The following is a 13,428-nucleotide window of genomic DNA, read 5'->3' as shown; positions in this document are numbered from 1 at the left end:
CTGCTGTTCTGATGAATTTGAATTGAGTATTACCTAGGTGCAGAGCACCTTGACATTTATAGACAACTTGATAATTTAAAGAATATTAAGGTACAGAGTACCGTTATCTATTTCATTAAAATTTTGAAAACTTGCATAAAAAAAGAGGGAATCAATGATTCCCTCTTCTATATATTCTATTGAAAAGTTTCAATTATTCAACTTCCCAAGTGTCTCCGCTGTTCAACAAGTCATCCATACATTTGATTGATGATTGCGCCTGAACATCTTTAATTTGCTGTACCATTTTCTCTTCGTAAGAAAGGGCAGCAACATCACGAATTACACCAAGTGCTACAGGATACTCAGGTGCTGTCATATTCGACAACAACCAATGCATGTGTGGATCTGGAGTATGAGCATCGTGAATCAAGATATCTTGTTCGGTAATGCCATGTTCGCCAATGGTAACAACTACTAGCTTACCATTACCTCCCATTACCAATCCTTTGTTCTTTTCTTTACCGAAAATCATTCTTTCGCCATGACGAAGAACCAACTGATATTCTTCTTTTGTATTCTTATCAGTAATCAAAGAATGTGCACCATCGTTATAGATCACACAATTCTGAAGAACCTCAACAATTGATGTTCCTCTGTGCTTTGTTGCATCCAAAAGAATTTCAGAAGTCAACTTGATATTGGTATCGATTGATCGAGCATAAAACTTAGATTGAGCTCCCAATGCCAACTCCGCTGGGTGGAATGGTTGTTCAATGGTTCCGAATGGAGATGTTTTGGTTACCATTCCGTGCTTCGATGTTGGCGAATACTGACCTTTAGTCAAACCATAAATCTCGTTATTAAATAACAAGATGGTCATATCGATATTTCTACGCACGGCATGAATAAAGTGGTTACCACCAATTGCCAATGCATCACCATCACCAGAAACCTGAAGGATTTCCAAATCTGGGTTTGCCGATTTAGCACCAGATGCAATAGCTGCTGCTCTACCGTGAATTGAATGGAATCCGTAAGTATCCATGTAATATGGGAAACGAGATGAACATCCAATACCAGAAATCACTGCAAAGTCCTCTTTAGGCTTACCCATTAAAGCCATTGCTTTCTGTACCGAATTCAACACACCATGGTCACCACATCCAGGGCACCATCTTACTTCCTGATCACTCTTAAAATCTTTTGGAGTCAATTTCTCAGGAGCCGCTTGCTTTAATAATGAATCTGCCATGATTATTTCTCCTCCAATAATTGATTAAACGTCTCTTTCAATTCTTTCACAGTAAATGGTAAACCTTGCAATTTGTTGTATTGCTCGAATTTAATATCCTGGAAGTTGCTTCTTAAATATTCAGCAAACTGTCCGTCGTTCAATTCACAAACGATAACTTTCTTATAACGCTTTAATACCTCTTCTGTATTTTTTGGCAATGGTAAAATGTAGTTAAAGTGAGCCAATGCAATGCTCTTGTCTTCTTTCTGAAGCTCACGAACAGCTGTTGTAAGGTGACCATATGTTCCACCCCATCCTACAACCAAAACATCTGCATTTTCTTCTCCTTTAACAGGAAGATCCGGAATAAAGTTAGCTACTTTTCTAACTCTTTCAGATCTGATATCTGTCATTACCTGGTGATTTTCCGGAACGTATGATACAGTACCTGTAACATCCATTTTTTCCAATCCACCAATTCTATGTTCTAATCCTTTTGTTCCAGGAACAGCCCATTTTCTAGCCAATTTCTCTTCATCTCTGGCATATGGCATGTAATCATCACCTTCTTTTGCCAAAGGAACTGTAATTGGTGAAAGGTCTGCCATTTTAGGAATTCTCCATGGCTCTGCACCGTTTGCAAGGAAACCGTCAGTTAAAAGAATAACTGGAGTCATATGCTCCAATGCAATTTTACTTGCACGGTATGCGTATTCAAAACAGTTTGAAGGAGTACTAGCCGCAATAACAGGCATAGGACACTCACCACTTCTACCGTGAATCGCTTGCATCAAATCTGATTGCTCTGTTTTGGTTGGCAAACCAGTTGAAGGACCTCCACGCTGAACGTTTACAATTACCAATGGTAACTCTGTCATAACAGCTAAACCAGCAGCTTCTGTCTTCAATGCCAAACCTGGACCTGAAGTTGTTGTAACAGCAAAATTACCTGCGAAACTAGCACCAATTGCAGTACAAATACCAGCAATCTCATCTTCGGCCTGGAATGTTTTTACACCTAAATCCTTACGAGCTGCTAATTCTTGTAAAATCTCAGTTGCAGGAGTAATAGGATAAGATCCACAAAATAGTGGTAATCCAGCTTTTTCAGCTGCTGCAATTAATCCCCAAGCTGTTGCTTTGTTACCCGTAATGTTACGATAGGTACCCTTTTTAATTTTAGCAGGAGCTACACTATAATTGTATGCTAATGCTTCAATTGTTTTTGCGAAGTTGTAACCAGCACGTAATACTTTCTTGTTACCATCAACAACCAATGGGTGCTTCTTAAACTTGCTTTCGATAAATTCTTCGGTATGCTCCAATGGACGATCGAACATCCAATATACCATACCTAAAGCAAACATGTTTTTGCTTCGAAGAATACTTTTCTGATCCAGTCCTGAATCTTTCAAACACTCTTTTGTAAGAGAAGTAACTCTAGCCTTAATCAGATTGTAATCCGCAAGTTTATCATCCTGAAGCGGATCTGAATCGTAACCTGCTTTCTCAAGGTTACGATCAGTAAAACTATCCTCGTTAACGATGATTGTTCCACTAGCTTTTACCCATTTCAAGTTTGCTTTTAGCGCTGCTGGGTTCATTGCAACCAATACATCGGCATAATCACCAGGTGTATTTACCTCAGTGTGCCCAAAGTGTAATTGGAATCCTGACACCCCTCCTACTGTTCCTTGTGGAGCCCTAATCTCTGCAGGGTAATCCGGGAAAGTAGCTACATCGTTCCCAAATAATGCGGAAGTATCGGAAAATTGAGTTCCTGTAAGCTGCATACCGTCTCCGGAGTCACCAGAGAATCTAATTACAACTTCTTCCTTTTCAATGACTTTTGTCTTTTGACTCATGACTGTTTTTAATTTAATCTCAGATTAAATTTTTTGTTTTTTTAGTTTATTGCTGTTGAATTTCATTAAACCAAGTAAACCTCCGTTTACATGTTATTTAACATGGTAAAGGTAGCGTTTCCCCAATTTTAGACAAGAAAAGATATGAAATTTTGCTTACTTTTTGCAAACGTTTGTATAATAAAAAGTTACACTTAACTTATGTATACAAATTAAGCTGATTTTGAGTTGATTAAGTCTTAATAAGTGTGAATTTTAGTTTGTGAAAGGCAGAATTTATAACTCTACTTATAAAAACAAAAAAGAGGACAACCAATAGGTTGTCCTCTCAGAGAATATAATTCCTTTATTAGTTCTGATCTTCTTCAGAAATGTTAGGATTTGCGTTGATCTCAGCTTGTGGAATTTTGTAAATCCAATCGCTGTTAATAGATGGCTTATCTTGTTTGAAACCTTTTTGGTATAAAGTTTCATCAGCACCACTATTTGTTAAATCAAGAGCTTCATCAAAACGCTTCATGTCAACCCATCTGTGACCTTCACCCCACAGCTCAATTCTACGTTGAACTTTGATTTCTTCTATTAGACTCAAACCTCTAGCTGTTACATCGTAAGCAACTGTATTGTCTTTTCTACGAGCATTAGCCAATTCTGTAATAACAGCAATAGCTTCTGTATCTTTTCCTCCTTGCATTGCCAAAGCTTCCGCTTCAATCAAATACATTTCTGAAGCTCTCATATAAAGAACATCATCAGGATCGATAGTACCACCATTTGCATTACGGAACTTAACTGACATGTATGGGTATGTATTAAATGAAGTAGTCATTTCATATTCATCAACCACGTTTCTCCATGCTGCCCAAAATTCGGTAGATGTTGCATAGTTATCATCACCTGAAATCACGTTTCCATCATCATCGAATTCTACATCAATTGTATTTGGAGCTGTTTCTAACCACATATCTTTACGGTAGTCATTATCACCAATCAATTTATACAACTCGTGATTGATAAACTTAGGATTACCTCTATTTTGAGATCCATTGAAGTTTGTTCCGATATAATAGAACCAAGCTCTATAGTAAGTGGTTTGATCAGGTACAATATCACCAGCCCACATTACTTCTGTATCTTCAAAATTGTTGAATCCTTGCTTGTACTCATTTTCGCTTTTTAATGCGAAACCATCACGAGCTTCATTAGCATAAGTAGCAGCATTTACATAATCACCTTTTGTTAAAGCGATACGAGCAGCAATCCCTTTTGCAGTTTTCATTGAAATATGAGAATTATCATCTGCTTTAGTTGCATTTTCAAAATACTCAATAGATTTCTTAATATCATTTTCACATTGAGTATAAACAGCTTCTACACTTGCTCTTGCCTGACCTTCAAAAGGAGCAGCAGTTTTAGTCATAATTGGCACACCTGGATCTGTAGCAGGAGTTCCATAAGTATAACTCTTCGCATACAAAGTAACCAAACGGTGATGTGCCCATGCTCTGTAAGCATAACACTGACCTAGAATATTTGATAATTCAGGGGTCACTGTCATCTCATTATCAATAGCTGCATTAATAATATTATTAACACTTCCGATAATGTTGTAGTGATGATACCATACATATTCCATGTCACTTCTGTTTGGATCTGTATGAACTAACCATCTTAAATTGGATCTGAACCAACCATTTCCTGAAGTTGAATGCAATGCATCACTTGCACCATACTCCATCATAGGTAAAATATATCCTTCAGCTGCTAACGAATAATCTTCGAATGTAGATTGTCCGTACATAGCTCTATGAACACCATTCAAGGCAGCCATCATGTTTTTAGGAGAAGATAATGCTTCTGTTGTTGAAACACTATCTGTTGGATAGGTTTCAAGGAAGTCATCAGAACATCCCATAATTGAAACGGCCATAAAAGCAAAGACCGCTCTTTTTATATATTTATTCATAATTTTTTCTTTTTCTGTCAATTAAAATGAAACATTTACACCTAATGAAACAACTCTTGAAGGTAAGTATACATTACTAGTTGTACCAGAGAAAGCCTGCTGTGGGTTCATTCCTTTACGCTTTGTAAGCATAAATAAATTTTCTGCAGCTGCGAAAACTTTAAGGTGTGTAATTCCTAAATCTCTAATAGCTTGCTGCTTGAATGTGTAGCTTAAGTTTACATTCTTTAATGCAAGATATGATGCATCAGTTAACCATCTGTCAGATGTTGGATTAATGTTTGAGTTACCATTTTCCAATCTAGGAATATCTGTGATATCTCCTGCATTTCTCCATCCATCTCTTTGATCTACGTGAAGAGCACGACCATAAGTTCCACCGTGCATCAATGATGCATAGTTATAATCTAAGATCTTTCCTCCAATAGAGTAAGTCATCATGAAACTTAATTGGAAGTCCTTATATTTTAAAGTGTTTCCAATTGAACCATACAAATCAGGAATAGAAGAATCTCCAGTATAACGTTTACCAGCTTTTGAATAACTTGTTGTAGTTACAGCTACTCCATTATCATCAAACTGCTGTACCATATGACCATTTTCTTCTTTCCATACATTATACAATGCTTCACCGTTAGCTGGATTCACACCTGCATAATCATACAACCAGTAATCATATACTGAATGTCCTTTAGCCCAACGCTTTGAACCATTAATAAATGGATCTGGAATCTCAGTAATCTCATTCTTAACAGTTGATGCTTGAACATCGATATCCCATGAGAATTCATCAGTATCAAAAATAGCAGCGCTCAATCCAATCTCAATCCCTTCATTGTAAAGAGTTGCGATGTTTCTTGGCTGTGAGTTAAGTCCCATTGATAATGGCAATGGCATATCATAAAGAAGATCTTCAGATGTCTTTTTGTAATACTCGATAGAACCTGACAAACGGTTATTCAATACAGCAAACTCAATAGCAGCATCAAATGAATTGTTAGACTCCCAAGTTAATGCATCGTTACCAATTGTAGACCAATATAGTCCTGGTGCACCTGCATTTGGACGGAATCCGTATAATGCCTGATAAGCATACACATCAGCAGCACTTGTTCCTAATCTGTCGTTTCCAACCTGACCGTAAGAAGCTCTAACTTTCAATTGATCAAGCCAATCTATTTCCTGAATAAATGCTTCCTGATCCATTCTCCATGTAGCACCTACTGAGAAGAAACCTCCCCAACGCTCATCTTCGTGGAATACCGATGAACCATCACGACGATATGATCCTTCGAAGTAGTATTTATGCTGGTAATTATACTTGAATCTACCAAAATAACCTTCATTCTTCTTGTCTAGTGAATATCCTGACAAAGAAGTTGGAGTAACAAAATTATCAAATTCATATGTATTGGTTACAGTCTGATTAGACTTCATACCATACATGTTTGTATAATTTCTATCATAACTTTCGTGTCCTAACAATACTTCAATGTTATGATCTTCACCAATGGTAGTAGAATAATTAATTAACTGGTTCCAGTTAATAACAGTTCTTGTATATCTGGTTTCATTAAATCTACCAGTTGGTGCTCCATCTCCTACGATATCATTTTCGTATTCCTTATCAATGTAGTTTTGGATATCCAAACCAACATTTGTAGAAACTTTTAAACCGTCGATAATAGTAAATTCTGCGAAAGTACGATTACTTAAATTGTTTCTCTTAGTTTTATTATAGTTGTAATCCAACTCAGCTGCAATATGACGTCCATTATTTGCACCTGAAGGTCTTGAATTGATACCATATTGACTATATCCACCACCTAAGTCATACTGCTTTTCACCAGTAACTTCATCAAGAATATAATCACCTGTTGTTGGATCAACAATATAAACAGGATAAATAGGACCCATGTAGCGTGCGAAGTTAAATGGATTTGCATAACTTGTATTTCCATCTGTTGCAGAAGCTAAACCTTGCTTAGAAATAGACGCAGATAAGTTAGTTCCTAATTTCAACCATTTCTTTGGTGTCACATTCACTTTCATACGTGTATTTACACGCTCAAAGTCAGAGTTTACAACATAACCCTCTTCTTCCAAGTATCCTAAAGAGAAATAAAAGTCATGATTTTCACCACCACCTGAAGCAGAAAGGTTATAGTTTTGTCTACTACCTGTTTGCTCCAATGGATCATACCAATCTAAACTCTTAGCAATAACTTCAGCATCAGGATTAATTCTTCCATCAGCTCCAATTATTTGATCATTAGCAACATTAAATGGATTGTACTTCAATTTAGAATAGATACCTGATGCAGCAATTGAAGCTGCATCTTCTGGAGTTTTACCATTACTATGAATAAGTGAATTTTTGTAACCTTCATACATTAACTCATAATAATCCTTTGCATCTACGGTTTCGTAGTTAGGAATGGCTTGAGAAACAATACCAGTAACTGCTTTGAAATCAATCTTAACTTTACCTTTTGATTTCTTACCTTTTTTTGTGGTAATCATTACAACACCATTTGCAGCACGTGCACCATATAGTGCAGTAGAAGAAGCATCTTTCAAAATTGTCATAGACGCAATATCTTCTGTTGAAATGTCTGCCAAACTTCCATCAAATGGAGCTCCATCAACTACATATAGTGGAGAGGCATCACCATTTAATGTACCAAAACCACGAATACGAATGTTTGGAGATGATCCTGGTTGGCCAGAACCTCCAGCAACTTGCACACCAGTAGTAGAACCTTCGAATGCTTGAGCAACTGAAGTTAATGTTCTTTCCTCAAGTTTTTCAGCTCCAACTACTCCTGCAGAACCCGTGAAAGATTCTTTTTTAGCTGTACCGAAAGCAACAACCATTACTTCTTCAACTCCAATGGATTCATTTTCCATTACAACATTTAATGTTGAACCTGTAATAGCTAATTCCTGTGTAGTCATACCTACAAAAGAGAAAACCAATACAGTTTCACCTTCAGGAACATTTAAAGAGTATTTTCCATCGAAGTCGGTTGTGGTACCGATGGTTGTACCTTTTACGATTACCGAGACACCTGGGATTGACAGCCCATCTTCAGCTGCAGTCACCACCCCAGAAATTTCTCGACTTTGAGCTAGAACGCCCTGCAATCCTACAAAAAATAGGATTAGCATCGAAACTAAACTTTTTTTCATAAACTTTTAGTTAGTGGTTAATTAACAATTAATACACATCTATATGTAAATTCTATAAAATAATTTCCCCATTAGATTATAGAAAGCATATTCTCCCTTTAGAATATTTTTGATTAAAGCTGGATAAGATAATATACCCCTAGATTAAAATATCCAACTCTCAGATTTCGATACCCCTACCAAATCTGAGGCGTCAAAAGTGTAAAAAATTCTTAAAAAATCAAATCTTTTTTTTTTTTTACTTTTTAATTCTAAATAATTGCACTTCAGTTCTCTTACAGTATAATAGCAAATTGTTTATTATTACTTTCAATTTAAAACTCCATTACCTTACTGATATTCAATATTGTTATCTAAATCGTTTGCGTGAATAAATCTCCCAGAAAATAAAATGGCCTACTTCTCTTATTTTTTAGTATTTAGATTCAAATTAAATACTAAACACATCTCAAAATATATAAAAACAAAAAAGCAGTTCTGATTATGAATCAGAACTGCTTTCCATATAAAGTCAATTAACTAAAACTCTCTTATTTACTTGAAAATAATTTCGATTTTGAAATAAATTTAAGTTTACTAATTTGTTTTAATCCCTTAACATCCACTTTTGATTTGTTTCCAACAATACAAATAGCGATAGGTTTTCCACCAATACTTTTCTTATAAAAGTCTTTAATATCTTCAAATTGCAATTCATTAATTTCATTAACCATTTTGTGATTTAAATCTTCAGTAAAGCCTAACTCTTTCCATCGGCTTACAGTTGGAGTCATACTTCTGAAACTTGGCTTACCTGACATTAATGATTGTGTTAAATAACTTTTAACATTTTTAATTCTGTCCTCTTTTTCAGGCATATTTTTAATGATATCCTTAAATACCTTAACAGCTTCAACCGTTTTATCAGCTTGTGTTTTAGTTCCCCCTAATAAATATCCTGGCTTGCTTTTCAGACCAAACCCATATTGTGCACTTGCACCATAAGTAAGAGATCTTTTTTCACGAATTTCTTGCAATACAATTCCACTGAATCCGCCAGAAAAATAATTATTGAATGCCATAATTTTTGATAGGTCTGCAGGATCAAATATCTCACCATTTACGAATAAGAAAATATTACATTGAACAGCATCAGCATCATGTACAAAATAAATTTCATCATTTTCAACCTTATTCATTTCACGCGAAAACTTATCGCATCTTGGTTTCAAATCTGATTTAAAGTTCAAATTACTCATTATGGATTGCTTAACTGAGTTGAAATCTTTTGCTCCACAATAGTGCATTTCTACTCCATAACTTGTTGCATCCTGATAAACACCAACTAATTTACTTACCAATAATTTGTTCAGATCATCAATAGTTTTTCTATCGAGATAATCAGATTTTTCACCATAAAGAATATATTGACGTAGAGCATTAGCAACTGCTCCAACATTTTGTTTCTCATAGTAGCGAGATGAGATTTGCGAATTCACTAATAATTCAAGTTTTTCTTCATCCAAATTTGGAATCAACAATAACTCGGTAATTAATTTTAAAGCATCATCCAAATATTTCTCATCTCCATTAACAGAAACGATTAACTCATTGTCTGTACTGTAGATACTATAATTACATGAAATTTTAGCAAATTCTTCTTTAAGGCTACTGATATCTCTTTTCAATGTTCCTGCATAATTCATTAAGCCAGAAGCATATTCAAGATCTTTTATTTGATGATTTCCTGCACCATAACTTATTCTTAGACTAAACACGTTATTATGAGGATTTTCTGCGTAATATAATTCAACGCCATCTCTAATATTTGCACAAACAAAATCTTTATCAAAATCAACATAATCTTCTTTTGAATTTGTATTTTTTGTTTCGAATATTTCTTTAGCGTAATTTGAAAGGTTACCTGCAACAGGTTCAATAGGTTCATAACCTGGCTTTTCTATCTTCTTCTGTTTAGGTTTTCCTTCGTATGCATTAAGTGCTAAATAATTATTGCCTAAATATTTATTAGCACAATTTACGATGTCTTCTTTCGTGATTGACTTAATCTTTGCTGTATAAGATTTTAATTCATTCAAATCAGAACCTTTTTGAAAAACATCTCCTAAAAGAATTCCCATTCGTACATTATTTTCTAATGACAAGTCAAAATCTTTGATTAAATCCTTTTTTATAGCATCAATTTTCCAATCTTCAAATTCACCATTCTTTAATTTTTTTACCTGAGCAAGGATCAATTTTTCCGCACCATTGAATGATTCATATACTGGTTCATATCGCCCTGTTTGTTTATACTTTTCAATCATTACTTCTTTACGAAGTTTAGGAGAGTAATCAATGGTAAAAATACCATGATCATTTAAGTTCATATTGGAACTGTAAGCACCACCTACTTTTTTATCTAATCTTAACTGATCAAGTAATCCTGTTTCCGTTGAATTAGATAGCAATTGAGCAACAAATTCCAAAGTAACAGCATCTTCATGTTTATTATTAACTGTACGATAAACTAAAGATCCTCTTCTTGAATATCCCAATTTTAAAGCTAAGCTCTCTCCCCCTTTAAAATCTTTAACCGGTTTTACTTCCTCTTTAGGTAGATCTTTTGGTTCCCAACGTCCAAAATATTTTTCAATTAATGGCTGAGCTTCAGTAGAGGAAAAGTTTCCAGTTAAAATTAGACACATATTATTAGGCACATAATACTTGTCATAGAATTCTTTCATGGCTACCAATGAAGGCTTTTTAATATGCTCTACACGTCCTAAAACAGTTCTACTATATTCATGACCTTCAAACACTTTTGCAAGCAATTCTTCATACATTTTCCTGTTTCTGTTATCCAAAGATTCATTTTTCTCTTCAAAAACAACCTCTAGCTCAGCCTGAAAACCTCTAAAAACAGGGTTAATAAAACGATCACTATAGATTTTCAGCCATTTCTCAAGTTGAAAATCAGGAAAGCTATTCATGTACACTGTTCTATCCCAACTAGTGTTTGCATTCAGCCCTGTAGAACCAATATCTTTAAGAACTTTGTCCAGTTCATTTTGACAAGCATACTGAGCTGCTTCTTTGGAAAGTTCATTAATTTCTTTTTGAATCTCAGCTTCTTCCTTTTTATCTTTTGTGCTTTTTAGCTTCTCATACAAAGCATAAATCTTATCGATATATACTTTTTCCTTTTCCCAATTAATCGTACCAATTTGTTCATTGCCTTTAAATAGCATATGCTCCAAATAGTGAGCGATCCCTTCCTGATCTGCTGGATCTTCTTTTGCTCCGGCTTTTGTTACAACATAACCAAAAACATCAGAGGCATACTTATCCTCATTTAAGATTACTGTTAATCCGTTTTTTAATTTATACTCTTTAATACTGTTTAGGTCACTAGCTAATAAACTAGAGGTAACAACCACAAACAAAGTGAGTAATGAAATAAGTTTTTTAAATTTCATAAGATCTAATTTTCCTTTTTTACTAATGAAATATTTTTTCTTTTAAGAATTAAAATAAACGGTAAAATAGGGATGTATACCGTAATGAGAGACAGGGAATATTACATAACACAATATGATACTGTATAAAAAAAGGAAGCCATAGCCATAAACTTAAAGACCAGGCTTCCTATATTTTCAAACTAGCTTAATATTTAAATATTCTTATTTAGCTAAGTTTGGATTCGTATCTAATTCTGATTGTGGAACTGGCCACTGGAATTTAGGATCTCCTGCCGGAAGATTTAAAAGTGCAGTATGATTACCACCTGTACGTTTTAAACCATTACCTAAACGCAACATTAATCTATGACCATGACCTTCACCGAACATTTCTTTTCTATACTCAACAATGATTTCATCAATTAAGTTTTGTCCTGAGTTAGTTGATAAACTAGCTCCAGAAATCATTCTTTGCTGAATTTCAAGTAATCTGTTCTTAGCTTCAGTTTCACCAGAAGCACCTTCACGAGCTGCACACTCTGCAATGATTAATACCATTTCAGATCCACGAATGTAATTGTACTCACCAAGTCCTAAAGAACCTTTTGCTTCACCGATTACAGCATCAATACGAGGGAATTTTCCATAAGTATAATATCCTAAGCTTGTTTTTCCTACAGTAACACCATATCCTGGATATTTTAAGTAGTGCTTATGATATTCATAACCGGAACCATTCTCATGGTCAGATTCTGGTGAGAAAAAATGTTTTCTTAAATCATTATCAGCAAACAATGCAACTAAAGTTTCATTAGCACGAAAGTCGTCACCCATGCCATCCCAGTTATCATGGAAAGAAGTAAATGTTCTCCACTTTGAGTACTTATCCTTATCACTCACAAACACCAATAAGCTTTCATCATTAACTCTTGATAATCCTCCCTGGTAATAAGTATCCTTGTTCATTAAATCAACACCTTCCAAAGCACTAGTAGCTGCAGCTTTTGCTTCAGGATACATATGCATATCCATGTAAATTCTTGCTAAAATAGCATAAGCTGCATTTTTATTCATATATCTCGAATTACCGCTATTTACTGCTGGAAGATCAGGAATTGCAGCTGTTAAATCAGCAATTGCCTTAGTGTAAATATCCTTCATTGTATTTCTTTCAGGAAGGTCAACTTCACCAGGAGTTGAAGAATAACCAATCTTATCTACATAAGGAACTGCTTTCGAAGCTCCATTATCCAAATGATAAGCTTTACCAAAATAACGTGCTAAATCAACATGAACCATTGCTCTTATAGCTTTGGCTTCAGCGATATATTGCTTCGCCTTATCATCCGAAAAACCTTCAACTTTACTATAATCAATTTCATGAATCATAGTATTTGTAATTTCAACAGAGTAATATGATTGATTCCAAATTTGCTTTGGACCACTACTAGTTGCTCTAGTTTCATAAGCATACTCGGTTCCCCAAACCTGATACCATGTATCACCATACACCATATCATCAGCAAGAATATCACCTAAAACTGGAAACATTAAAGTGTAAAGAGCACCATCTCCTCTATAAGCTAATTGCGAATACATACCAATGCGAACCGCATCAATAGCATCCTCAGTATTATAAACGTCCTTAGCTGGAACCTTAGTTGTAGGATCCACTTCAATCAAATCCTCACTACACGAGAAAAAGAATGAAGCTGCGAACAATAATAAAATATATTTTTTCATAATTTC

General features: G+C 34.9%; 6 protein-coding genes. All 6 read right to left on the bottom strand.

Annotated elements, in window-relative coordinates; translation table 11 throughout:
• Positions 1–193: 193 nt before the first annotated feature.
• Positions 194–1,234 carry a 2-oxoacid:ferredoxin oxidoreductase subunit beta gene (locus DF185_RS13875; RefSeq protein ID WP_110361361.1) on the bottom strand — a complete coding sequence of 347 codons (1,041 nt, stop codon included), beginning with the start codon at positions 1,232–1,234 and terminating at the stop codon, positions 194–196.
• Between the two features lie 2 nt (positions 1,235–1,236).
• Positions 1,237–3,081, bottom strand: coding sequence for a 2-oxoacid:acceptor oxidoreductase subunit alpha (locus DF185_RS13870; protein WP_110361360.1), 1,845 nt, complete (start codon positions 3,079–3,081; stop codon positions 1,237–1,239).
• Between the two features lie 349 nt (positions 3,082–3,430).
• Positions 3,431–5,047: a RagB/SusD family nutrient uptake outer membrane protein gene (locus tag DF185_RS13865; protein ID WP_110361608.1), complete on the bottom strand. Its 1,617-nt coding sequence runs from the start codon at positions 5,045–5,047 to the stop codon at positions 3,431–3,433.
• A gap of 21 nt (positions 5,048–5,068) precedes the next feature.
• On the bottom strand, positions 5,069–8,239 hold the full coding sequence (locus DF185_RS13860) for a SusC/RagA family TonB-linked outer membrane protein (protein WP_110361359.1): 3,171 nt from the start codon (positions 8,237–8,239) through the stop codon (positions 5,069–5,071).
• A 530-nt stretch (positions 8,240–8,769) separates the two neighbouring features.
• Positions 8,770–11,697 carry a M16 family metallopeptidase gene (locus DF185_RS13855; protein ID WP_110361358.1) on the bottom strand — a complete coding sequence of 976 codons (2,928 nt, stop codon included), beginning with the start codon at positions 11,695–11,697 and terminating at the stop codon, positions 8,770–8,772.
• Positions 11,698–11,901: 204 nt separating this feature from the next.
• Positions 11,902–13,422, bottom strand: coding sequence for a RagB/SusD family nutrient uptake outer membrane protein (locus tag DF185_RS13850; protein WP_110361357.1), 1,521 nt, complete (start codon positions 13,420–13,422; stop codon positions 11,902–11,904).
• Between the last annotated feature and the right edge of the window lie 6 nt (positions 13,423–13,428).

Source organism: Marinifilum breve (assembly GCF_003202155.1).
GTDB lineage: Bacteria > Bacteroidota > Bacteroidia > Bacteroidales > Marinifilaceae > Marinifilum > Marinifilum breve.
This window is presented reverse-complemented; position numbering and strand designations above follow the sequence as displayed.

Excerpts from the sequence above, each read along its gene's own strand:
- DF185_RS13875 (WP_110361361.1), bottom strand. The coding sequence starts at position 1,234 with ATGGCAGATTCATTATTAAAGCAAGCGGCTCCTGAGAAATTGACTCCA.
- DF185_RS13870 (WP_110361360.1), bottom strand. The coding sequence starts at position 3,081 with ATGAGTCAAAAGACAAAAGTCATTGAAAAGGAAGAAGTTGTAATTAGA.
- DF185_RS13865 (WP_110361608.1), bottom strand. The coding sequence starts at position 5,047 with ATGAATAAATATATAAAAAGAGCGGTCTTTGCTTTTATGGCCGTTTCA.
- DF185_RS13860 (WP_110361359.1), bottom strand. The coding sequence starts at position 8,239 with ATGAAAAAAAGTTTAGTTTCGATGCTAATCCTATTTTTTGTAGGATTG.
- DF185_RS13855 (WP_110361358.1), bottom strand. The coding sequence starts at position 11,697 with ATGAAATTTAAAAAACTTATTTCATTACTCACTTTGTTTGTGGTTGTT.
- DF185_RS13850 (WP_110361357.1), bottom strand. The coding sequence starts at position 13,422 with ATGAAAAAATATATTTTATTATTGTTCGCAGCTTCATTCTTTTTCTCG.